Genomic DNA, 23193 nt, shown 5'->3' with positions numbered 1-23193 from the left:
GCGCCCAACGTTTCTGCGCCCTTTGCGACGCCATCGCGGGTCAAGCCCGCTCCCACGGGATAATCAGTGGCCTTGTGGGAGCGGGCTTGACCCGCGATGGGCTGCAACGCGCCCCCCCACCAAAGCCCGGTTTGCGATGACCATGACCCCGACCCTACCCCGCCGTCCGCGCTGGCGCAGCCTGGCCCTCCTAGCGCTGTGCCTGGCGCCGCTGCTGTGGCCACTGCAACGCCTGGCCGAGCACTACTACCAGGAGGAACTGGCCAGCCAGAACCGCCAGACCCTGGACCTGTACGTGGCCAACCTGCTGGGCACCCTGCACCGCTACGAGACCCTGCCGCAGATCCTCGGTGACCTGCCGGCATTGCGCGCGGTGCTGGCCGACCCGATACGCCTCGAGACCCTGACCAACGCCAACCGCCTGCTCGACGACATCTGCGCGCAGACCGGCGCCGAGGTGATGTACCTGATGGACGTCAACGGCAACACCCTGGCGGCCTCCAACTGGAACAAGCACGACAACTTTGCCGGGCGCAACTTCTCGTTCCGCCCCTACTTCAGCGAAGCCATGCAGGGCCGGCTGGGGCGTTTCTTCGGCCAGGGCACCACCTCGGCCAAGCGCGGCTACTTCTTCGCCGCAGCAGTGCGCGACGGCGACCAGGTGATCGGCGTACTGGTGGCCAAGATCGACCTGGACCACACCGAAACCCTGTGGGGCAAGACCCCCGAGCAACTGCTGGTGACCGACCACAACGGCGTGGTGATCCTCACCTCGCGCCCCGACTGGCGCTTTCGCGCCACGCGCCCGCTCAGCGAGGCCGAGCGCGATGCGATCGTGGCGATCCAGCCCTACCCCACCACCACGCCCAAGCCCCTCAGGCTCAACCCCGATGCCTGGCTGACCCAGACCCAGGCCATCCCCGAGACCGGCTGGCAGGTCAGCATCCTGGCCCCGCGCACCCTGGTCGACCGCTCGGTGAGCACGGTGCTGTTCATCGGCGCCGCCACCCTGCTGGTGGTGATGCTGCTGCTCGGGCTGGTGATGCAGCGCCGGCGCAACTACATGGACCGCCTCGACTTCGAGGCCCGCGCCCGCCAGGAGCTGGAGCTGCGCGTGGCCGAACGCACCGCCGCCCTCGAAGGCCTCAACAGCCGCCTCAAGACCGAAGTGCTGGAGCGCGAGCAGGCCCAGCAGGAACTGGTGCGCGCCCAGGACGAGCTGGTGCAGGCCGGCAAGCTGTCGGTGCTGGGCACCATGTCGGCAAGCATCAGCCATGAGCTCAACCAGCCGCTGGCGGCGATCCGCAGCTACGCCGAGAACGCCGAGATCCTGCTCGACCACCAGCGCACCGACGATGCGCGCAGCAACCTCAAGTTGATCAGCGAACTGACCGGGCGCATGGCCTCGATCATCGCCCACCTGCGCGCCTTCGCCCGGCGTGACCGGCATGCGCCGGAAAGCGTGGCGCTGCAGCCGGCACTGGACGACGCCCTGGCCCTGCTGGCCAAGCGGCGCCGGGCGATGGCGGTGGAACTGGTGCGCGACCTGCCCGAGGCCACCCTGTGGGTGCAGGCCGGCGAAACCCGCCTGCGCCAGGTACTGGGCAACCTGCTGGCCAACGCCCTCGACGCACTGACCGAAAAGGCCAACCCGCGCAAGCTCTGGCTAAGTGCCGAACGCCGCGAAGGCAGCGTCTACCTGACCATTCGCGACAACGGCCCGGGCTTCAGCAGCCAGGCCCTGCTGCGCGCACGCGAGCCGTTCTTCACCACCAAGACGCGCACCCAGGGCCTGGGCCTGGGCCTGGCGATCTGCGATACGCTGATCAACGCGCTGGGCGGTGAGCTGGTGCTGGCCAACCACCCGGAAGGCGGTGCGCTGCTGACCCTGCAACTGCGCGTGGCCACCCCCGGCGCCGCGCTTCAAACCTCGGAGGACTCCTCGGCATGACGACCGACACACTGATCGACAGCCGCACCCAGGTCGTCCTGGTCGATGACGACCCGCACCTGCGTCAGGCCCTGAGCCAGACCCTGGACCTCGCCGGCCTGCGCGTGCTGCCCCTGAGCGACGCTCAGGGCCTGGCCGCGCGCCTGGAAAGCGACTGGCCCGGGGTGGTGGTGAGCGATATCCGCATGCCCGGCATCGACGGCCTGCAACTGCTCGAACAACTGCATGCCCAGGACCCGGACCTGCCGGTGCTGCTGATCACTGGCCACGGCGACGTGCCGCTGGCGGTGCAGGCGATGCGCGCCGGGGCCTACGACTTTCTCGAAAAGCCCTTCGCCAGCGACGCCCTGCTCGACAGCGTGCGCCGCGGCCTGGCGCTGCGCCGCCTGGTGCTGGACAACCGCAGCCTGCGCCTGGCCCTGAGCGACCGCCAGCAACTGAGCACGCGCCTGGTGGGCCAGTCGACCCCGATGGCCAGGCTGCGCGAGCAGATCGGCGCGCTGGCCGGCACCCGCGCCGATGTACTGATACTGGGCGAGACCGGCGCCGGCAAGGAGGTGGTGGCGCGCGCGCTGCACGACCTGTCGAGCCGGCGCGACGGCCCGTTCGTGGCGATCAACGCCGGTGCCCTGGCCGAATCGGTGGTCGAGAGCGAGCTGTTCGGCCACGAGCCCGGGGCCTTTACCGGGGCGCAGAAGCGGCGCATCGGCAAGTTCGAATTCGCCAATGGCGGCACGCTGTTTCTCGATGAAATCGAGAGCATGAGCCTGGATGTGCAGGTCAAGCTGCTGCGCCTGCTGCAGGAGCGGGTGGTCGAGCGCCTGGGCGGCAACCAGCTGATCCCGCTGGATATCCGCATCATCGCCGCCACCAAGGAAGACCTGCGCCAGGCCGCCGACCAGGGGCGTTTTCGGGCCGACCTGTATTACCGCCTAAACGTCGCGCCGCTGCGCATCCCCCCCCTGCGCGAGCGCGGCGACGATGTGCTGATGCTGTTCCAGCACTTTGCCGACGCCGCCAGCGAACGCCACGGCCTGCCCCCCCACGTGCTGCAACCGGCGCAACGTGCGACGCTGCTGCGCCATGCGTGGCCGGGCAACGTGCGCGAGCTGCAGAACGCCGCCGAGCGCTTCGCCCTGGGCCTGGAGCTGGCCTTGGACGGCGACAGCCCAGGCCCGGTCGATCAGGCGCAGGCAGCGCCGGGCAGCGGCAACCTCAGCGACCAGGTCGAGCAGTTCGAACGCTCGCTGATCGCCGCCGAACTGACCCGACCGCACAGCTCGATGCGCAGCCTGGCCGAAGCCCTCGGCGTGCCGCGCAAGACCCTGCACGACAAGCTGCGCAAACACGGCCTGAGCTTTGCCGACAGCAATGCCAGTGGCACCGACGACACCGAGGACAACCGCTGATGAACCCGAGCCATTACCTGCAGGACGTGCTGCATGCCGACATCCCGCTGACCCGCGAGATGGGCCTGCAGGTGCTCGACTGGCAGCACCAGCGGCTGCGCCTGCAATTGCCGCTGGCGGCCAACGTCAACCACAAGAGCACCATGTTCGGCGGCAGCCTGTATTGCGCGGCCGTGCTGGCAGGCTGGGGCTGGCTGCACCTGCGCCTGCGCGAGGCGGGCATCGGCGACGGGCATATCGTCATCCAGGAAGGCCAGATCAGCTACCCGCTGCCGGTCACCGGCGCCGGCGTGGCGGTGTGCGCGGCGCCCGAGGCCAAGGTCTGGGAGCGCTTCGTGGCCACCTACCAGCGCTACGGCCGCGCGCGCCTGACCCTGCACACCCAGGTGTTCAACGAAGGCAGTGAAACGCCCGCCGTGCAGTTCGGCGGGCAGTACGTGCTACACCGCTGAGGCGAGCGCCAGCAGGCTGGCGCGCCACGGCGCTGCGGCTGGCAGGGCAAGGAAGAAAGGATTGAGCAGGCTTTCGCGGGATGGGTAGGCGAACGGCTGGCCGTCCAGGCCCAGCACTTCGCCGCCGGCGCCTTCGAGCACGCCCTGGGCGGCGGCGGTGTCCCACTGCGAGGTCGGCGCCAGGCGCGGGTAGCAGTCGGCGGCGCCTTCGGCGAGCAGACAGAACTTGAGCGAGCTGCCCACGGAGGTCAGCTCCAGCTCACCCACCGCCGCACTCAGGCCGGCCAGCAGGCGCTCCTGCTCGGGGCTGCTGTGGCGGCGGCTGGCGACCACGGTGAACGGGGTGCCGGCAGGCGGCGCCGCACGCACGCTGATCGGCGCTGCCGGCGCACGCGGGTCTTCATGCCAGGCGCCCAGGCCCTGGCCACCGTAGTAGCAACGCCCCGTGGTGGGCACCCCGACCACGCCGAATACCACCCGACCCTGTTCGATCAGGGCGATGTTGACGGTGAACTCTTCGCTGCCGGCGATGAACTCCTTGGTGCCGTCCAGCGGGTCCACCAGCCACCAGCGCTGCCACTGTTGGCGCTCGGCCAGGCCGATGTCGCAGTCTTCCTCGGACAGCACCGGGATATGGGGCGCCAGCCGCTGCAGGCCGGCGGCGATCACGTGGTGGGCGGCGATATCGGCTGCGGTCACCGGCGAGGCATCGAGCTTGGTCTGCACAACCACGTCCGCACGCCAGAAGGGCAGGATGGCAGCGCCCGCCTGCCGGGTCAGCTGCACCACCTGCTGCATCAGTTCGCGGTCGTTCATGCGCCGAACACGCCGCGCTGGGTCAGCAGGTCACGCACCAGGTACAGCGCCGCCAGCGCCCGCCCTTCGGAGAACTGCGGATGCTGGGCCAGGGCCGAGAGCTCGCGCAGGTTGACCTTGTCGACACGCATCGGCTCGGGCTCGTCGCCCTCCAGGCGCTCTTCGAACAGGTCGGTGGCCAGCACCACCTGGATCTTCTGGCTCATGTAGCCGGGCGACAGCGACAGCTCGGTCAGGTGTTCCAGCTGCCGGGCGCCGAAGCCGGCCTCTTCCTTGAGTTCACGGTTGGCCGCCGCCAGCACGTCTTCACCGGGCTCGATCAGGCCCTTGGGCAGCGACAGCTCGTACTCGTCGGTGCCGCCGCAGTATTCCTCCACCAGCACCGCGTGCTCGGCATCGAGCATCGCCACGATCATCACCGCGCCATAGCCGTTGCCGCGCCCGACCAGGCGTTCATAGGTACGTTCGGTGCCGTTGCTGAAGCGCAGCTCGACCGCTTCGACACGGAACAGGCGGCTGCTTGCAACAATTTCGCGGCTGAGGACAGTGGGTTTCTGGCGCATGAGGGGGCGGCTCCTTGGCGGTAACGGGGTACTATACCGTCCACCGAGTCTGGATCGAACGAGAATATTTCACATGCCCTCCCTGGCCTGGCACGACATCGATACCGTATTGCTGGATATGGACGGCACCCTGCTGGACCTGCACTACGACAACCACTTCTGGTTGGAGCACCTGCCCCAGCGCTACGCCGAGCTGCATGGCATCAGCCGTGCGATGGCCGAGCTGGAAATGCAGCCACTGTTCGAACGCCACGCCGGCTCGCTGAACTGGTACTGCCTGGATTTCTGGAGTGCCGAGCTGAAGCTGCCGGTGCGCGAGCTGAAACTGGAAACGGCCGACCTGATCGCGCTGCGCCCGGACGCCGACACCTTTCTGCAGGCGATCCGCCAGGCCGGCAAGCGGGTGATCCTGATCACCAATGCCCATCGCGATTCGTTGTCGTTGAAGCTGGAGCGGGTGGCGCTGGCGCCCTATTTCGAGCGGCTGATCAGCTCCCATGACTATGGCTTCCCCAAGGAAGACCAGCAGTTCTGGAGCGCATTGCACGCGGATACCGGGTTCGACCCGGCACGCAGCCTGTTCATCGACGACACCCTGGCGATACTGCGCAGCGCGCGCGACTTTGGCGTGGCGCACCTGCTGGCAGTGCGCCAGCCGGACAGCCGCAAGGGGCCGCGGGATACGGCGGAGTTTGCGGCGCAGGAAGATTATCGGGACTTGTTGCAGGGGCTGTAGGCCGCTTCGCCGGCTCCTACACAAGGCACCTTACCTGTAGGAGCCGGCGTTGCCGGCGAAGACTGCACCACCAAGCTGGAGCCTTACTCCGGAATACGCAGCGTCTGCCCCGGGTAGATCTTGTCGGGATGGCTCAGCAACGGCTTGTTGGCCTCGAAGATCTTGTTGTACTGGTTGGCATTGCCATACACAGCCAACGAAATCGCACTCAGCGTGTCGCCCTTCTTCACCACCACGAAACGCGCCGCCGCCACGACCGGGCCGGTCACGGTGAGCTGGTCGTCCACCGACGCCACGCCGACAATGTTGCCCAGCGCCAGCAGGATCTTCTCCTTCTCTTCCTGGCTGCCTACCTCGCCCTTGACCGTGACCTTGTCGCCGTCGACGGTGGTCTGGATGTTCGGGTTGCCCAGGCCGACCTTCTGCACGTGCTCCTTCAACTGGTCGTCAGCCTTGGCGTTGCCGGGGGTGAGCAGGTCGATCAGTTTTTCACCCGCTTCTTTCACGAAACTAAAAATGCTCATCCTGTGCTCCTTAGGTATCAATGACCGGAGCAGGCAGTCTAGGACAAGATAGAATGCTTCGCCTGCCAATGCCCCGGAACGACGATGGATATCAAACAACTCAAATTCCTCATCGCCCTGGATGAAACCCGCCACTTCGGCCAGGCCGCCGCGCGCTGCCACGTGACCCAGCCCACGCTGTCGATGCGCCTGCGCAACCTGGAGCGCGAACTGGGCCTGCCGCTGGTCAACCGCGGCCAGCGTTTCGAGGGCTTCACCGCCCAGGGCGAGCGCGTGCTGGCCTGGGCGCGCTCGGTACTCTCGGCCTACGACGGCCTGTACGCCGAGGCCGCCGCCTGTCGAGGGCACCTGGCCGGCACGCTGCGCCTGGGGGTGGTGCCGCTGTCGAGCTTCGACCCGCTGCCGCTGCTGCAGCGCCTGCACCGCCAGCACCCCGAGCTGCGTTTCGAGCTGAGCGCGTTGAGCTCCGAACAGATTCTCGACCAGCTGGCGAGCAACCGCCTGGACCTGGGCGTGTCTTACCTGGAGCGTCTCGACAGCGAGCGCTTCGAGGCCCTGCCCCTGGGCGACACACGCATGGGCCTGCTGTTCGACCCACGTCACTTCGCATTCGCCGAACAGCCGTTGAGCTGGGAGGCCGTGGCCGAGCTGCCGCTGGGCCTGCTGACCGCCGGCATGCACTTTCGCCAGTCCATCGACCACGCCTTCCATACCCGCGGCCTGGCCCCGCAGTTGCTGTTGCAGACCGACGCCGTTCATCAGCTGGTGCAAGCGGTGGAGGGTGGCCTGTGCTGCGCGGTGATGCCGCTGAACGCCGGGCTCGAAGCACTCACCGGGCACCTGCGCCTGCAACCGATAGACCAGGCCACCACGCTGGCGCCCCTGGGGCTGATCATGCGCCGCAGCGCGCCGCGCTCGGCCCTGGCCGAGGCCTGCATCGCCGAGTACCGCCTGTCGCTCGACCCGGCGTGATCGACGCGCTCTATCAATGCATCGGCAGTAGCGATTAGACGATACCCGAGTGCAGGCCTAGGCTTAAGGCTGACCTGCCTGCCGGTACCTGCCGATGACCATCAAACCCCCGGCCTGCGGGGCGTCCACGCCCCTGGCCGCGCCCGCTGCCAGCAACCGCTACGACTACCGCCAGCTTGACGACAACAGCCAGGGTGGCGCCGACCTCGCCGAAGAGGTGGCCCTGGCGATCGCCTACAACGGCATCAGCCAGGCGGTGATGCTGGTGAGCCCTACCGATCTGCACGACTTCATCGTCGGTTTCAGCATCGGCAGCGGCATCATCGCCTCCCCCGACGACATCTATGACGTGAGCTTCACGGCCAGCGGCTCGGCCATCCATGCCGAGGTGCAGATAGCCAGCCGCGCCTTCTGGAACCTCAAGAACCAGCGCCGCCAACTGGCCGGCACCAGCGGCTGCGGCCTGTGTGGCGTCGAGGCGGTGGAGCAGGCGCTGCCCGATCTGCAGGTGCTGCCCGGCGCGCCCCTGCCGCCGCCGCACTGGCTGGACGGCCTGCGCCAGCGCATCAGCGCCTTCCAGCCACTGGGCCAGCACTGCGGCGCGGTGCACGCGGCACTGTTCATGAACGATCAGGGCGAACTGCTGCTGGGCCGCGAAGACATCGGCCGGCACAACGCCCTGGACAAGCTGATCGGCGCCCTGGTGCGTCAGCACATCGCCCTCGACGGCGGACTGGCGGTAGTCACCAGCCGCTGCAGCCTGGAGCTGATCCAGAAGGTGCTGCGCGCCGGCATCCAGACCCTGGTGAGCCTGTCTGCGCCCACCGGCCTGGCGCTGCAATGGGCGCGCCGCCACCAGCTCAACCTTATCCACCTGCCGCACCACAGTGCGCCAAGGGTCTACAGCCCGGCGCAGGAGAGTCGCCCGTGAGCCTGCATCATCAAGCCGACCAGAAGCCGGTCCCCCGCTACAAGCCCTACCACGGCGCCGCCGGCGGCTGGGGCGCGCTGCGCAGTGTGGCGCAGGCCTGGATCGGCAGCGACAACGCGCTGAAGAACATCCGCGCCCTGCTCAAGACCAACCAGAACGGCGGCTTCGACTGCCCGGGCTGCGCCTGGGGCGACTCGCCGGAAAGCGGCATGGTCAAGTTCTGCGAGAACGGCGCCAAGGCGGTCAACTGGGAGGCCACCAAGCGCCGGGTCGATGCGGCCTTCTTCGCCCGCCACAGCGTCACCTCGCTGCTGGGCCAGAGCGACTACTGGCTGGAGTACCAGGGCCGGCTCACCGAGCCGATGGTGTACAACCCCTCCAACGACCGTTACCAGCCGATCAGCTGGGACAACGCCTTCGCCCTGATCGCGCGCCACCTCAACGGCCTTACCAGCCCCGACCAGGCGGAGTTCTATACCTCGGGCAGGGCCAGCAACGAGGCGGCCTACCTCTACCAGCTGTTCGTGCGCGCCTACGGCACCAACAACTTCCCGGACTGTTCGAACATGTGCCACGAGGCCAGCGGCGTGGCCCTGGGCCAGAGCGTCGGGGTCGGCAAGGGTACGGTGACCTTCGACGATTTCGAGCACGCCGACGCGATCTTCGTGTGGGGCCAGAACCCTGGTACCAACCACCCGCGCATGCTTGAACCGCTGCGCGAAGCGGTCAAGCGCGGTGCCCAGGTGGTGTGCGTGAACCCGCTCAAGGAGCGCGGCCTGGAGCGCTTCCAGCACCCGCAGCACCCGCTGGAGATGCTCACCAACGGTGATCGTCCGACCAACACCGCCTATTTTCGCCCCGCCCTGGGCGGCGACATGGCGCTGCTGCGCGGCATGGCCAAGTTCCTCCTGCAGTGGGAGCGCGAGGCGCAGGCAACAGGTGCGCCAGCGGTGTTCGACCATGCCTTCATCGCCGAGCACACTGCGGCCGTGGAGGCCTACCTTGAAGTGGTCGAGGCCAGCAGCTGGGAGCAGATCGTGCAGCAGTCGGGCCTGGGCCTGGCCGATATCGAGCAGGCCGCACGCATGTATGCGCGGGCCGAAAAAGTCATCATGTGCTGGGCCATGGGCATCACCCAGCACCGTCACTCGGTGCCGACCATCCAGGAAATCGCCAACCTGATGCTGCTGCGCGGCAACCTTGGGGTGCCAGGGGCCGGGCTATGCCCCGTGCGCGGCCACAGCAACGTGCAGGGCGACCGTACCATGGGCATCAACGAACGCCCGCCGGTGGCGCTGCTGGATGCACTGGAGCGCCGCTTCGGCTTTGCCGTGCCGCGCCACAACGGCCACAACACGGTGGAGGCGATTCGCGCCATGCTCGATGGCAAGGCGCGGGTGTTCATCGGGCTGGGCGGCAACTTCGCCCAGGCCACCCCCGACACCGAGCGCACTGCACAGGCGCTGCGCAACTGCGAGCTGACGGTGCAGATCAGCACCAAGCTCAACCGCAGCCACCTGATCCACGGGCAGCAGGCGCTGATTCTGCCCTGCCTGGGACGCACCGATATCGACCTGCAGGGCGAAGGCCCGCAGGCAGTGACGGTGGAAGACTCGTTCAGCATGGTGCATGCCTCCAACGGCCAGCTCAAACCGCTGTCGCGCCAGATGCGCTCGGAGCCGGCGGTGATCGCCGGAATCGCTGCCGCCACCCTGGGCAGCAAACCGGTGGACTGGCACTGGCTGGTGGCCGACTATGGGCGCATTCGCGAACTGATCGCCGACACCATTCCAGGGTTCGAGGGGTTCAACCAGCGCCTGCAGCACCCCGGTGGCTTCTACCTGGGCAACAGCGCCGGCCAGCGCCAGTGGAAGACGCCCAGCGGGCGGGCCAACTTCAAGGCCAATGCGTTGCCCGACGACCTGCTGCACGAGAGCGTGCGCGCCAGCGGCCAGGTGCCGGACCTGATCATGCAGTCGATGCGTTCCCACGATCAGTACAACACCACCATCTACGGGTTGGATGACCGTTACCGTGGGGTCAAGGGGCAGCGCGACGTGCTGTTCGCCAACGAGGCGGATATCATCCGGCTGGGTTTCAACCCCGGTGACAAGGCCGATATCGTGTCGTTGTGGGGCGATGGCCGCGAGCGCCGGGTCAAGGGCTTCACCTTGCTGGCGTTCGACATTCCGGCGGGGCAGGCGGCAGCCTACTACCCCGAGGTGAACCCGCTGGTGCCGCTGGAAAGCGTGGGCGATGGCAGCCATACGCCGACGTCGAAGTTCGTGGCTATCAGGATCGAGGCGGCCAGCGCCACGGCCAGGATCATCTAGGCCCCTTCGCCGGCAACGCCGGCTCCCACAGGGTCTTGCGGCGCATGCAGAACGCTGTGGGAGCTGGCTTGCCAGCGAAGAGGCCAGTTCGTTCAGCGCATAACTGCGGGCAAGAAAAAGGCCCTGGTATCACTGCCAGGGCCTTCGTCCCAAGTAAGCTCAGACCCGCAAAAACGCATTAAGTTTCACTGTAAAAACAGTAACTTATAAAATTGTATACACGTCGTGCCAATCGTCGGATTTGCGTTGCCAGCGCGTGTTGCAGAGCCTCAGGATCGCCTCGTCATCCCTTTGAGGCTCCCTTATGAAGTACTCCTCGATTCTGCTGTTGTCTCTCGGCCTGCTCAGTGGCGTTGCCTCGGCAGGTGGCTCCACCGAAGCCGGTATCGGCGGCGCATTGGGCGGGGTATTGGGTTCGGTGGTTGGCCAGTCGATCGGTGGCAGCACCGGTTCGGCCATCGGCGCCGGCCTGGGCGGTGCAGCCGGTAGCGCGGTAGGTGCCGACAAGCGCAGCCGCGGCGAGGCGGCCATCGGTGGCGCACTGGGTGCGGCCGGCGGCAACGTGGTGGGCCGCAGCGTGGGCGGCAACACCGGCAGCCTGATCGGCGCCGCAGCCGGCGGCGGTGCGGGCGGTGCACTGGGCAACTACATGGGCAACAAGAGCGACGACGAAGACCGCCGCTACAACAACCGCGGCCGCGGCTACGACGACCGCCGCCACTACCGCGATCGCGGCCACCACTACGGCCATCGCAAGCACGACAAACGCTGGCGTCACCGCTGAATTCCATCGACGCTGCCGGCCCCGCGCCGGCAGCGCCGCAGTTGTACCCGCAAACGTAGCAATCAAGCCATGTGCCATCACGCCATTGGCTTAAGCCATTCACCTAAGCCTTTCCCCGCCCCGGCCCCTGTGCGAAAACCTTCGAGCCTGTTGTTCGGCCAGCTTTCCAGCCTTTTATATTGACTGTCCGATCAACATCGGCAGGGGCCTGTTTGCGTCGACTGTTTTGTGACTGATGGGTCGGCTTAAGGGGCGTCCCGATTTTGACGTCAAATAGCAATCGCTATGATCCGCCCCACCTTAAGCGACGCAGTGGGCGCACGGAATGCGGATGTACCTGGGAATATGGATCGGCACGGCCCTCGGCGCCTGCGGCCTGCTGCTCGACCTGCTGCCCCTGGGCCTGGCCGGGCTGTCGCTGGTGCTGCTTGCCAGCACCTTGCTGCGCCCGCGCCCCGTGGCACAGGTGGCTGCGGTCAGCGACGCGCCCATCGTGCTCGAACAGCCGCCACTGCACACCCTGCTGCCGGTGGTGACGCCCAGCTGGATCGACAGCCTCCAACAGAGCCGAACCCTGCTGGGCGACAACATCAGCCAGTTGCTCGAACGCTTCGGCGCCATCAACCAGCGCCTGGAACACAGCCTCAACGACGCCGACAACGTGCTGGCCAATGGCGGCGTGGGCGAGAACCTGCGCGAGGCCAACCAGCGTCTGCGCCGGGTCACCGAAAGCTTCGCCGCCAGCAGCCAGCGCCAGCATGAATTTCTGACCACCATCAATCATCTGGGCAGCTACGCCGGCCAGCTCCAGCAGATGGCCAAGCGCGTGCAGGAAGTTGCCAGCCAGACCAACCTGCTGGCGCTCAATGCCGCCATCGAGGCTGCCCGCGCCGGCGAGTTCGGCCGCGGCTTCTCGGTGGTCGCCGACGAGGTGCGCAAGCTCTCCAGCCTGTCGGCCGAGACCGGCCAGTCGATGGACGCCAAGGTGGGCGAGATCAACCAGTCGATCCAGTCCAGCATCGATGCCGCCACCGCGCTGGGCAGCGAAGAGCAGGCCAACCTGCGCGAGCTGGAGCAGGTGCTCGACGAGGTGATCAGCGACCTGGGCGGTAACCTCGACGCCCTCGGCGGCGCCTCGCGGGCGCTGCAACAGGATGCCCGCGCCACCCAGGCAGATATCCACGCGATCATGGTCAGCCTGCAGTTCCAGGATCGCGCCGACCAGATGCTCGACCACCTGCAGGCCGACCTGCTGCAACTGCTCGATGCCCTGGCCCACGACGACCCGCGCCTGCACGACCCGCAAGGCTGGCTGCAGCAATTGCGCCAGCGCTTCACCACCAGCGAGGAACGGGCTGGCCACAGCCAGTCGGCATCCAGCAGCGACGTGACCTTTTTCTAACTCCGGAAGCCCTGAACATGGCCAAGACCATCCTGATCGTGGACGACTCCGCCTCGATGCGCCAACTCGTGAAAATCAGCCTGGCCAGCGCCGGCCACCAGGTCATCGAAGCCTGTGATGGGCGCGACGCGCTGAACAAGCTCACCGGGCAGAAGATCAACCTGGTGATCAGCGACGTGAACATGCCCAACCTGGACGGCATCGGCCTGGTCAAGGCGCTCAAGGCGCGCAACGAATACCGCTTCACCCCGATCATGATGCTCACCACCGAAAGCGAGCAGGCCAAGAAGGCCGAGGGCCAGGCCGCCGGAGCGCGGGCCTGGATCGTCAAGCCGTTCCAGCCCCAGCAGTTGCTGGCGGCTGTCGAAAAGCTGATTGGCTGACGCGCATGTTCACACTCGCCGCAGCCACCGCCGACACCCCCGCACGGCTACGCCTGGACGGCGACCTGACCATCTATGAGGTGCGCGCCGCACGCGAGCAGTTGCTGGCCCTGTTGCCCGCTCAGCCAGTGCCCTGGCAACTGGACCTGGGCGGCCTGGACGAGCTCGACAGTGCCGGCGTGCAACTGCTGCTGAGCCTGCACAAGACCCTCTGCGCAAATGGCCACGACGCCGAGGTGATCGCCCTGCCGGGCAACGCCCGGGCGTTGCTGGAGCTGCTGCGCCTGCCCGCATTGTGCCCGGCCGGTACCCCCGTGCCGTGCGAGGAGTGAGCATGTTCGACGCCGAGCAATGGAGCCAGCTGCTGCAGGGCTTTCTCGAAGAGGCCCGCGACCTGCTCAAGGAAGCCGAAGACAGCCTGCTGCGCCTGGAAACCCGCCCCGATGACGACGCGGCGATCAACGCGCTGTTTCGCGCCGTGCACACGCTCAAGGGCTCGGCGGGGATCTTCTCCCTCGACCCACTGGTGGCGCTGGCGCACCAGCTGGAAAACCTGCTGATGGGGGTACGCGACGGTGCGCGGGTGCTGGACGCTCCGCTCACCTCGTTGATGCTGCAGTGCATGGACGAACTGGGGGTGATGCTCGACAGCATCGACCCGCAGCAGGTCAGCATGCCAGCGCACACGCCACGCCAGGCCGCCCTGCTGGCGGCATTGCAGGCGCATCAGGGCGAGCTGCCCGCGTCCGTGGACAACCCGCTGGCAGCCCCGCACGGTGCGCCCCGCTTGCGTACCTGGCACCTGTCGATCCGCTTTGCCAGCGAGCTGCTGAGCAACGGCTTCGACCCGGCGGCGTTCATCCGCTACCTGGCGCGGCTGGGCGACATCCTCAGCCTGCAGACCCTCACCTGGGCCGTGCCGGAGCTCGACAGCCTCGACCCGGAGGCCTGCTACCTGGGCTTCGAAGTGAGCCTGCACAGCGACGCCAGCCGCGAACAGCTCGAAGACGTGTTCGCCCTGGTGCAGGACTTCTGCACCCTGCGCCTGCAGGCCCAGGAGCCGACCGATACCGCCTTGCCGGCCGAACCCCGCGCGCCGGCGCAAACGTTGGCGCCTGCAACCGCCACACCCTTGCCATCGATGCCCGCTGGCGAGCCGCGCACTGCCTCCAGCAGCCAGGTCAAGGTGGCTGCGCAAAAGCTCGACGAGCTGATCAACCTGGTCGGCGAGCTGGTCATCGCCACCGCCGGCGCCCAGATGCAGGCCCTGCGCAGTGCCCACGCCGCCTGCATCGAAAGCGTGCAGGCGGTGCAGCAGCATGTGGAGCAGATCCGCGAGCGGGCGCTGAAACTGCGCATGGTCGAAGTGGGCGAGACCTTCAACCGCTTCCACCGCGTGGTGCGCGATGTGAGTCAGGCGCTGGACAAGCAGATTGCGCTGACCATCAGCGGCGGCGACACCGAGCTGGACAAGACCCTGATCGACCGCATCGCCGACCCGCTGGTGCACCTGGTGCGCAACGCCATCGACCACGGCATCGAGGCCCCTGCCGAGCGCCGCGCCGCCGGCAAGCCCGAGCAGGGTCAGCTGCGCCTGAACGCCTACCACGACTCGGGCATGATCGTGCTCGAGATCCAGGATGACGGGCGCGGCCTGAACACCGCGAAGATCCGCGAGAAGGCCATCGCCCGCGGCATGCTCGACAGCGATTCGCCGATGAGCGAACAGGACATCCACCTGCTGATCTTCGAAGCGGGTTTTTCCACCGCCGAGCAGGTGTCCAACCTGTCCGGACGCGGGGTGGGCATGGACGTGGTGCGCAGCGCCATCGACCAGTTGCGCGGGGTCATCGAGATCGACTCCAGGGCCGGCCATGGCTGCACCTTCCGCATCCGCCTGCCGCTGACCCTGGCGATCATCGACGGGTTTCTGGTGAGCGTGGGCGAGGAGCACTTCGTGATCCCGCTGGACATGGTCACCGAATGCATGGAGGCCCCCGCCAACCAGGCCGAGCAGGGCCACCTGAACCTGCGCGGGCGGCCGCTGCCGTGCATCGACCTGCAACCGCATTTCGGCCTGCCGCGCAGCGCCTGCGTGCGCCGCAACATCGTGGTGGTCAGCCAGGGCCGGCAGCATGCCGGGCTGATCGTCGACCAGTTGCACGGCGAGCTGCAGACCGTGATCAAGCCCTTGGGGCAACTGTTCCAACACCTCAGTGGCATCAGCGGCTCGACCATCCTCGGCTCTGGCCAGGTGGCGCTGATACTCGATATCCCCAGCCTGTTCCGCCAGTCGCAGCAACGCGCCGAAGGCGAGACGCCGCACCTGTTGCCAAGCCCTTCCGGAGAATAGACATGCAGTTGATCAGCAATATGAAGATAGGCGTGCGCCTGACCCTGGGCTTTCTGCTGGTGGTGGCGCTGACCGCGCTCATCGGCGTCATCGGCCTGCGCAACCTGGAGCAGGTCAACGGCCTGTCGGACCGCATGTACGAGTTGGACGTGGCCGGCCTGAGCACCTTGCAGCAAGCCAACATCCAGCTGCTGATGGCCAACCGCGCCGTGCGCCAGAGCCTGCTCTCCACCACCGCCCAGGAGCGCGACCAGTCGGCCGCCACCGCCCGCGCGGCGATGGAAAAGACCCGCGAACTGCTGATCAAGGCGCGCGAGCACTTCATCACCAAGGAAGGCCGCGCCCAGGTGGAAAGAATCGACGCGCCGCTGCAGGCCTACATCAGCGTGGCCAACCAGTTGCTGGGGGTGCACCAGCAGTCGGGCGACCTGCAGATTGCTTCCGAAGCGCTGGCGCTGATGCCGCAGAACGTCGCGGCGGCCAACGTGGTCGACCAGTTGCTGGGTGAGGCCAGCGCTGCCAAGCAGGCGCGCGCCGGCGAGGCGAACGCCGAGATCAGCGTCATCTACGAACGCTCGCGGGTGCAGATGATCGCCCTGGTCGCCGCCGCAACCCTGATCGGCATGCTGATCGGCGTGCTGGTCACCCGCAGCATCACCCGGCCGCTGGCAGGCGCAGTGCAGGCCGCCGACCGCATGGCCGCCGGCGATCTGAGCCAGGACCTGGTAGTGACCCACAAGGACGAGACCGGGCAGTTGCTGGGCTCGATGCAGAACATGACCCTGCGCCTGCGCAGCATCCTGGGCGATGTGCGCAGCGCCGCCGATGCGCTGTCGTCGGCCTCCGAACAGGTCAGTTCGACCTCGCAATCGCTGAGCCAGGCGGCCAACGAGCAAGCCGCCAGCGTCGAGCAGACCAGCGCTTCGGTCGAGCAGATGTCGGCCTCGATCGCGCAGAACACCGAAAGCGCCAAGGTCACCGACGGCATCGCCGGCAAGGCGGCCAACGACGCGGTGCAGGGCGGCGGCGCAGTGGGCGACACGGTGCTGGCGATGAAGCAGATCGCCGAGAAGATCGGCATCATCGACGACATTGCCTACCAGACCAACCTGCTGGCGCTCAACGCCGCCATCGAGGCCGCCCGTGCCGGCGATCACGGCAAGGGCTTTGCCGTGGTGGCCGCCGAGGTGCGCAAGCTGGCCGAACGCAGCCAGGTGGCAGCGCAGGAAATCGGCCAGGTGGCCTCCAGCAGCGTGCAACTGGCCGAACAGGCCGGCAGCCTGCTCAGCGAGATCGTGCCCAACATCCAGAAGACCTCGGACCTGGTGCAGGAAATCACCGCCGCCTCGCAGGAGCAGAGCAGCGCCGCCGGGCAGATCAACATCGCCATGGGCCAGATGAACCAGATCACCCAGCAGAACGCCTCGGCTTCCGAAGAGCTGGCCGCCACCGCCGAAGAGATGAACGCCCAGGCCGGCCAGTTGCAGGAGCTGATCGGCTTCTTCCGCTTCGAGGCCGGCAGCACTGCGCGTGCCCTGCCCCGGGTGGGCGAACCGCAAGTCGGCGCCTACAAGCCCACCCACAAGGCGCTGATCGATGAAGGCCAGTTCGTCAGCTTCACTTGACCGAGGCGTCCCCATGCACACCCTAGAGTCTGCGGCGCCCGCGCCGCACCTGCCCACCAGTGTCCAGCACCTGACCTTTCGCGTGCGCGAGGCCGGCTATGCACTGCCCATCGAACTGGTGCGCGAGATCATCGAGTACGCCGAGATCACCCGCGTGCCGATGATGCCCGCCTACATTCACGGCGTGCTCAACCTGCGCGGCAACGTGGTGCCGGTACTGGACCTGGCAGCACGCTTCGGCATGGAACTGACCGAGGCCGGCAAGCGCACCTGCATCGTGATCATCGCCCTGCCCCTCGAGGACGGCGTGCAGCGCATCGGCCTGGTGGTGGATGCGGTGGACGCGGTACTCGACATCGACCCGCACGGGGTGGTGCCGGCGCCGCCGTTCGGCACCGGCATCCGTGCCGACTTCATTGCCGGCATGGCCCAGCAGGAGCAGGGCTTTTTGATCATCCTGAACATGCCCCAGGTGCTGTCGCTGGAAGATATCCGCTACCTCAGCCAGGCGGCGAAGGGCTCCTGAATGCCCTCGACCTTCAAACTGCCGGTGCTGGGCGAACAGGAGTTCAGCCGCCTGCAGACGCTGATGAGCAGCGCCTCGGGCATCCACCTGGCCAGCAACAAGCGCTCGCTGGTGGCCGGGCGCCTGATGAAACGCCTGCGTCACTACCACCTGGACAACTACCGCGACTACCTGCACCTGATCGAGCGCCCGACCCACAGCCGCGAGCGGCGCCTGGTGATCGACCTGCTGACCACCAACGAGACCTACTTCTTTCGCGAGTTCCCGCACTTCGAATTCCTTGGCCAGTGGCTGGGCCGGCGCAAGGGGCCGCTGCGGCTGTGGAGCGCGGCCTGCTCGTCGGGCGAGGAGCCCTACAGCCTGGCCATGACCGTGGCCGAGCACGCCACCGGCAGCGACTGGTCGATCCTGGCCAGCGACCTCAGCCAGAGCATGCTGACGCTGGCCGAGCAAGGCATCTACGACATCGCCCAGGCGCGCTACTTTCCCGATGGCTGGATGCAGCGCCACTGCTTGTGCGGGGTCGGCGACATGCACGGGCGCCTGCGCGTGCAGGCGCACCTGCGAGCGCGGGTGAGCCTGCGCGAGATCAACCTGGTGCAGCCGCTGCCCGAAGGCCTGGGGCCGTTCGACGTGATATTCCTGCGCAACATCCTGATCTACTTCGACACCCCGCAGAAACAGCTGATCGTGCAGCGCCTGGTCAACCAGCTGCGCCCCGGCGGGCTGCTGTTCATCGGGCACGCCGAAAGCATCCACGGCTTCGAGCTGCCGCTCAGGCTGGTGCACCCCTCGGTGTTCGAGCGCGTATGACCGAGCGTGCGGCGGCGCCGGTGCGGGTGTTCATCGTCGACGACTCGGCGCTGGTGCGCCAGGTGCTCAACCAGTGCCTGAACGACCACCCGCGCATCCGCGTGATCGGCATGGCCGCCGACCCGCTGTATGCCATCGAGAAGATGCGCCGTGACTGGCCCGATGTGCTGGTGCTGGACATCGAGATGCCGCGCATGGACGGCCTGACCTTTCTGCGCCAGATCATGGCCGAGCGCCCCACGCCGACGATCATCTGCTCGACCCTCACCGAAGCCGGCACCGACCTCAACCTCCAGGCCCTGGCCGCCGGGGCGGTCGGCGTGTTCACCAAGGCCCGGCTGGGCCTGCGCCAGAGCCTGGAAAACCTCGCCAGCGGGCTGATCCGCAGCATCGAGGAAGCTGCCCGCACCCGCCCGGTATTGTTACCTCTGTCGCAGGCGAAAGAAAAAACCAGTGCACTGCCTGCAACCCCAAGCAAAACCACCGAGCGAATCGTTACACTTGGCTGCTCGACCGGCGGCACCCAGGCGCTGGAATTCATCCTGCGTCAGCTGCCGCGCGATTGCCCGGGCATCGTGATCGTGCAGCACATGCCGGCCAGGTTCACTGCCGACTTCGCCAGGCGCCTGAACAGCCTCTGTCAGATCGAGGTGCGCGAGGCCAGGCATCTGGACCGTGTCCACAGCGGCCTGGCACTGCTGGCCCCGGGGGGCCTGCACATGCAGCTCAAACGCAGTGGTGCGCACTACCTGGTGGAGGTGCTCGACGGTCCCGCCGTCAATCGGCACAAACCCTCGGTCGATGTCCTGTTTCGCTCCGCCGCCCGGCATGCCGGGGGCAATGCCCTTGGCATCATCATGACCGGGATGGGCGATGACGGTGCCCGAGGCCTGCTGAGCATGCGTGAGCAAGGCGCCGCCACCGTGGCACAGGACGAGGCCAGTTGCATCGTGTTCGGCATGCCCAAGGAAGCCATACGGCTGGGTGCGGCCCAGGCGGTGGAACCGCTGACACGGTTGCCGGCGCTGATCGCCCAGTTCAGCGACAACCCACGTGCCAGCTGAGCCATACACCGCCCCTTACCTTGCGACACAGGCCTACCTATGCTTTGCCGAATACTCCTTGCAGACGAGTCGCCCCTGTTCAGAGCGGGGCTGCGCGCGCTGCTCGAACAAAAACAAGATTACGCAGTGGTGGGTGAAACCGGTGACGGCGTGAGCGCCGTCGAGCTCGCCGAACAGCTCAAGCCGGACATCATCATGCTGGACATGGCGCTGGATGCGCTGGAGAGCGAAGAGATCCTGCGCGAGCTGTGCCTGCGCGTGCCGGCAAGCATGGTGCTGATGCTGTCGGCGCGCTCGGAGCTGGAGTTCGTGATGAAGTGCCTGCAGCAGGGTGCCCACGGCTTTCTGCTCAAGACTGCCACCGTGCTGGAACTGGAGCTGGCGTTGCAGGCGTTGAAGAACGGCGGCCAGTACCTGTCGTCGGCGGTGTTGCCGCTGGTGATCGGGCAGGCGGTCAAGCACAGCCGCAAACGCCATGCCGGCAGCAGCACCATGCAACTGACCACCCGCCAGCTGGAGATCCTGCGCCTGATTGCACGAGGCGAGTCGACCCGCTCGATTGCCGATGGCCTGGGCCTGAGCGTGAAGACGGTGGAGGCGCACCGCTCGCAGATCATGCACCGCCTGCAGATACACGACATACCGGGCCTGGTGCTGTTTGCGGTGCGCGAAGGCATCATCCGCATCAACGACTGACCGCGCCGGGTTTCAGCCTTGCAGGGCTACCAGGGCGCCTTGCAGGGCCGTCGGCAAGCTGGCGGGCTGGCCGGTGGCACGCTCGACGAACACCTGCACCATGCGCCCGGCGGCGCAGGGCTGAGCTTCACCGACCTTGAACAGGGCCAGTTGGTACTCCACCGAACTGCCGGCCACCCGCACCGCGCGCAGGCCGACTTCCAGGCATTCGGGGAAGGCGGCCGAGGCAAAGAAGTCGCACCCCGAACTGACCACGAACCCCACCACCTCGCCATCCTGCGGGTCGAGCCCGGCATGCTCGATCAGGTAGGCCTGCACGGCGCTGTCGAAGAAGGCGTAGACCGTGGCGCTGGCGATGTGGCCGTTGACGTCGTTGTCCTGCCAGCGGGTCGGCAGGGGGTGGACGTGGGGGTAGTGGTGGCGTTCGGGTGTGGCAGACATGAATGACCTGTATGCAGTGAAGGGGGCGGGAAGCATCCCACAACGAATTCAGAAGCACGGTGACAGTAAACCGTAGCAGGGCTGAATAGCATGGGCGCCTACTCGAAACATCCATGCGGTTGCGCCGCTACTGCGCAAGGCATAGACTCTAACTACGCCAATGGCGTACAAAGGTTGGCATGCTCTTCATCGAAACAAGCGTATTTACCAGCGACGTTTCAAGCCATCTCGATGATCACGAGTACCTGTCGCTTCAGGTGTATCTTGCCGAGCACCCTGAAGCAGGTGACCTGATCGAAGATACCGGCGGGCTGCGAAAAATTCGATGGGCAGCAAAAAGCAAAGGAAAAAGCGGCGGGGTTCGAGTGATCTATTGCTACGCCGTGTCAGCCAGCCAGATCCGTTTGCTGCTTATCTACCGCAAAGGCATCCACGATACATTGACTAAAAAACAGAAAGCCGTACTTCGAAGCCTCAACCAAGGGTGGAAATGATGGACAGGAATCTTTTCGGTCGTCTCGTTGACAGCATGACCGAGATGGCTGAAATCGATCGGGGGGAGCGCAAACCTTCACGCGAGTTCAAGGTAGACGCCATGCAGGTCAGGGCCATACGCGAGGCAACCGGGCTTACCCAGGAAAGATTTGCGCAGTGTATCGATGTACCGCTGGGTACGTTGCGCAATTGGGAGCAAGGACGCCGTGCTCCAGAAGGGCCAGCACGGGCACTGCTGCGTGCGATTCACAATGACCCGGAACATGTTCTGGCCGCATTGGCCTGAATCACAGCCCAAACGAAAAAGCCGCCCATTCGGGCGGCTTTTTCTCAGCTGGCGAGCAGCAACTTAAAGTTGCGGACCCGCTGCCTTGATGGCGTCGGAAACGTCGAACTTCTTGAAGTTCTCGATGAACAGCGAAGCCAGGCCCTTGGCCGCTTCGTCGTAGGCAGCGCTGTCAGCCCAGGTGTTGCGCGGGTTGAGCAGTACGGTTTCAACACCCGGTACCAGTTTCGGCACGTCCAGGTTGATGATGTCCAGGTGCTCGGTTTCAGCACCGACCAGTGCGCCGCTCTGGATGGCCGCGATCACCGCACGGGTGGTCGGGATGTTGAAGCGCTTGCCCACGCCGTAGCCACCACCGGTCCAGCCGGTGTTGACCAGGTACACCTTGGAACCGAAACCACGGATACGCTTGATCAGCAGTTCAGCGTATTCGCCAGCCGGACGCGGGAAGAACGGCGCGCCGAAGCAGGTGGAGAAGGTCGACTTGATGCCGCTGCCCGAACCCATTTCGGTGGAGCCCACCAGCGCGGTGTAACCGGACAGGAAGTGGTAGGCCGCCTGCTCTTCGCTGAGGATCGATACCGGTGGCAGTACGCCGGTCAGGTCGCAGGTCAGGAAGATCACTGCGTTGGGCTCGCCACCCAGGTTCTTCTCGGAACGCTTGGCAACGTGCTCGAGCGGGTACGCCGCACGGCTGTTCTGGGTCAGGCTGACATCGGAGTAGTCAGCGTGCTTGGCGTCGTCGATGACGACGTTTTCCAGCACGGCACCATGCTTGATGGCTTTCCAGATGACCGGCTCGTTCTTCTCCGACAGGTCGATGCACTTGGCATAGCAACCGCCTTCGATGTTGAACACCACGCCCTCGCCCCAGCCGTGCTCGTCGTCACCGATCAGGTAACGGCTTTCGTCGGCCGACAGGGTGGTCTTGCCGGTGCCCGACAGGCCGAAGAACAGGGTCACGTCGCCTGCTTCGCCGATGTTGGCGGCGCAGTGCATCGGCAGCACGTCGGCAGCCGGCAGCAGGAAGTTCTGCACCGAGAACATGGCTTTCTTCATCTCGCCGGCGTAACGCATGCCAGCGATCAGTACCTTCTTCTGGGCGAAGTTGAGGATCACGCAACCATCGGAGTTGGTGCCGTCACGCTCGGGCACGCATTCGAAGTTGGCGACATTGAGCACTTGCCACTCATCACGACCGGCCGGGTTGTACTGCGCCGGGTTGATGAACAGGCAACGGCCGAACAGGTTCTGCCAGGCAGTCTGGGTGGTCATGCGTACCGGCAGGTAGTGCTCGGCGGCCGCACCTACGTGCACGTGGGAAACGAAATGATCCTGGGCGTTGTTGAACGCCTCGACGCGGTCCCACAGGGCATCGAACTTGTCGGCCGGGAACTTGCGGTTGATCGGGCCCCAGGCGATGGCAGACGAGGTGGACGGCTCGTCGACGATGAAACGGTCGACCGGCGAACGACCGGTGCGGTGACCAGTTTTCACGACCAGCGCGCCCGTATCGGCCAGCTCGCCTTCACCGCGGTTCAGCGCTTCTTTTACCAGTTCATCGACGCTCAGGTCGGTGTACACGGTGTTGTTGGCTTGCGTCATGAGATTCCCCATCCGGCCTGCGGCCGAGTGCTC

General features: G+C 66.4%; 24 protein-coding genes. 19 read left to right on the top strand and 5 right to left on the bottom strand.

Translation table 11 applies throughout. The features are described 5' to 3' along the window. The first annotated feature begins 136 nt into the window (after positions 1–136). The 3 genes from DN387_RS06555 to DN387_RS06545 are packed head-to-tail and all read left to right on the top strand — an operon-like array spanning position 137 to position 3812. A complete protein-coding gene (locus DN387_RS06555; RefSeq protein WP_081315192.1) occupies positions 137–1951 on the top strand; it encodes an ATP-binding protein in 1815 nt (604 codons plus the stop codon). After that, on the top strand, positions 1948–3360 hold the full coding sequence (locus DN387_RS06550; protein ID WP_043861648.1) for a sigma-54 dependent transcriptional regulator: 1413 nt from the start codon (positions 1948–1950) through the stop codon (positions 3358–3360). Before DN387_RS06555 ends, DN387_RS06550 begins: the two co-directional genes overlap by 4 nt. Continuing rightward, entirely contained in the window at positions 3360–3812 is a 453-nt protein-coding gene (locus tag DN387_RS06545; protein ID WP_043861647.1) for a YiiD C-terminal domain-containing protein, read from the top strand. The genes DN387_RS06550 and DN387_RS06545 overlap by 1 nt, the downstream gene beginning before the upstream one ends. Here DN387_RS06545 and cysQ read toward each other — a convergent pair. Together cysQ and nudE are read right to left on the bottom strand one after the other, a co-directional pair. Next, complete coding sequence (gene cysQ / locus DN387_RS06540) at positions 3801–4628, bottom strand: 3'(2'),5'-bisphosphate nucleotidase CysQ (RefSeq protein WP_054915922.1); 828 nt, start codon at positions 4626–4628, stop codon at positions 3801–3803. The genes DN387_RS06545 and cysQ overlap by 12 nt on opposite strands. Continuing rightward, positions 4625–5191: an ADP compounds hydrolase NudE gene (gene nudE, locus DN387_RS06535; RefSeq protein ID WP_043861645.1), complete on the bottom strand. Its 567-nt coding sequence runs from the start codon at positions 5189–5191 to the stop codon at positions 4625–4627. The genes cysQ and nudE overlap by 4 nt, the downstream gene beginning before the upstream one ends. Positions 5192–5264: 73 nt before the next feature. On the opposite strand from nudE, the gene yrfG reads away from it, so the two are divergent. Beyond that, positions 5265–5927 (top strand): GMP/IMP nucleotidase, encoded by a 663-nt coding sequence (yrfG, locus tag DN387_RS06530; protein ID WP_043861644.1) that lies wholly within the window; start codon positions 5265–5267, stop codon positions 5925–5927. Positions 5928–6010: 83 nt separating this feature from the next. Here yrfG and lysM read toward each other — a convergent pair whose 3' ends face one another. Continuing rightward, positions 6011–6451 carry a peptidoglycan-binding protein LysM gene (lysM, locus tag DN387_RS06525; protein ID WP_043861643.1) on the bottom strand — a complete coding sequence of 147 codons (441 nt, stop codon included), beginning with the start codon at positions 6449–6451 and terminating at the stop codon, positions 6011–6013. 84 nt (positions 6452–6535) lie between these two features. On the opposite strand from lysM, the gene DN387_RS06520 reads away from it, so the two are divergent. From DN387_RS06520 to DN387_RS06460, 13 genes are all read left to right on the top strand, one after another. Then, positions 6536–7423: a LysR family transcriptional regulator gene (locus DN387_RS06520; RefSeq protein ID WP_054915921.1), complete on the top strand. Its 888-nt coding sequence runs from the start codon at positions 6536–6538 to the stop codon at positions 7421–7423. A gap of 94 nt (positions 7424–7517) precedes the next feature. Further along, positions 7518–8354, top strand: a complete 837-nt coding sequence (fdhD, locus tag DN387_RS06515; protein ID WP_054915920.1) for a formate dehydrogenase accessory sulfurtransferase FdhD — start codon at positions 7518–7520, stop codon at positions 8352–8354. Continuing rightward, entirely contained in the window at positions 8351–10687 is a 2337-nt protein-coding gene (locus DN387_RS06510) for an FdhF/YdeP family oxidoreductase (RefSeq protein WP_054915919.1), read from the top strand. Before fdhD ends, DN387_RS06510 begins: the two co-directional genes overlap by 4 nt. A gap of 304 nt (positions 10688–10991) precedes the next feature. Beyond that, on the top strand, positions 10992–11471 hold the full coding sequence (locus tag DN387_RS06505) for a glycine zipper domain-containing protein (protein ID WP_043861639.1): 480 nt from the start codon (positions 10992–10994) through the stop codon (positions 11469–11471). Positions 11472–11802: 331 nt separating this feature from the next. Then, positions 11803–12873, top strand: coding sequence for a methyl-accepting chemotaxis protein (locus DN387_RS06500; protein ID WP_236171971.1), 1071 nt, complete (start codon positions 11803–11805; stop codon positions 12871–12873). Positions 12874–12890: 17 nt separating this feature from the next. After that, positions 12891–13256, top strand: a complete 366-nt coding sequence (locus DN387_RS06495) for a response regulator (RefSeq protein WP_043861637.1) — start codon at positions 12891–12893, stop codon at positions 13254–13256. A 5-nt stretch (positions 13257–13261) separates the two neighbouring features. Next, the gene (locus tag DN387_RS06490) at positions 13262–13588 is read left to right on the top strand and encodes a lipid asymmetry maintenance protein MlaB (RefSeq protein ID WP_054915917.1); all 327 of its coding nucleotides are present in this window, start codon (positions 13262–13264) and stop codon (positions 13586–13588) included. 2 nt (positions 13589–13590) lie between these two features. Further along, positions 13591–15609, top strand: a complete 2019-nt coding sequence (locus DN387_RS06485) for a chemotaxis protein CheA (RefSeq protein ID WP_043861635.1) — start codon at positions 13591–13593, stop codon at positions 15607–15609. Positions 15610–15611: 2 nt separating this feature from the next. Continuing rightward, complete coding sequence (locus DN387_RS06480) at positions 15612–17234, top strand: methyl-accepting chemotaxis protein (protein WP_043861634.1); 1623 nt, start codon at positions 15612–15614, stop codon at positions 17232–17234. A 13-nt stretch (positions 17235–17247) separates the two neighbouring features. After that, positions 17248–17760: a chemotaxis protein CheW gene (locus DN387_RS06475; RefSeq protein WP_043861633.1), complete on the top strand. Its 513-nt coding sequence runs from the start codon at positions 17248–17250 to the stop codon at positions 17758–17760. Then, on the top strand, positions 17761–18573 hold the full coding sequence (locus DN387_RS06470) for a protein-glutamate O-methyltransferase CheR (RefSeq protein WP_043861632.1): 813 nt from the start codon (positions 17761–17763) through the stop codon (positions 18571–18573). Next, the gene (locus tag DN387_RS06465; RefSeq protein ID WP_054915916.1) at positions 18570–19637 is read left to right on the top strand and encodes a chemotaxis response regulator protein-glutamate methylesterase; all 1068 of its coding nucleotides are present in this window, start codon (positions 18570–18572) and stop codon (positions 19635–19637) included. The genes DN387_RS06470 and DN387_RS06465 overlap by 4 nt, the downstream gene beginning before the upstream one ends. A 39-nt stretch (positions 19638–19676) precedes the next feature. Beyond that, the gene (locus tag DN387_RS06460; protein ID WP_043861630.1) at positions 19677–20333 is read left to right on the top strand and encodes a response regulator transcription factor; all 657 of its coding nucleotides are present in this window, start codon (positions 19677–19679) and stop codon (positions 20331–20333) included. A gap of 12 nt (positions 20334–20345) precedes the next feature. Here the strand turns inward: DN387_RS06460 and DN387_RS06455 are convergent, their stop codons facing one another. After that, entirely contained in the window at positions 20346–20774 is a 429-nt protein-coding gene (locus DN387_RS06455; protein ID WP_043861629.1) for a thioesterase family protein, read from the bottom strand. 179 nt (positions 20775–20953) lie between these two features. On the opposite strand from DN387_RS06455, the gene DN387_RS06450 reads away from it, so the two are divergent. Both DN387_RS06450 and DN387_RS06445 read left to right on the top strand, forming a co-directional pair. After that, entirely contained in the window at positions 20954–21268 is a 315-nt protein-coding gene (locus DN387_RS06450; RefSeq protein ID WP_054915915.1) for a hypothetical protein, read from the top strand. Beyond that, complete coding sequence (locus tag DN387_RS06445) at positions 21268–21555, top strand: DNA-binding transcriptional regulator (RefSeq protein ID WP_054915914.1); 288 nt, start codon at positions 21268–21270, stop codon at positions 21553–21555. Before DN387_RS06450 ends, DN387_RS06445 begins: the two co-directional genes overlap by 1 nt. A 63-nt stretch (positions 21556–21618) precedes the next feature. Here the strand turns inward: DN387_RS06445 and DN387_RS06440 are convergent, their stop codons facing one another. Continuing rightward, positions 21619–23160, bottom strand: coding sequence for a phosphoenolpyruvate carboxykinase (locus DN387_RS06440; RefSeq protein WP_043861627.1), 1542 nt, complete (start codon positions 23158–23160; stop codon positions 21619–21621). Positions 23161–23193 lie beyond the last annotated feature (33 nt).

It is taken from the genome of Pseudomonas sp. FBF18 (assembly GCF_024261405.1).
Taxonomy (GTDB): domain Bacteria; phylum Pseudomonadota; class Gammaproteobacteria; order Pseudomonadales; family Pseudomonadaceae; genus Aquipseudomonas; species Aquipseudomonas palmensis.
The sequence above is the reverse complement of the archived record's forward strand: the minus strand, read 5'-3'. Positions and strand labels throughout refer to the sequence as shown.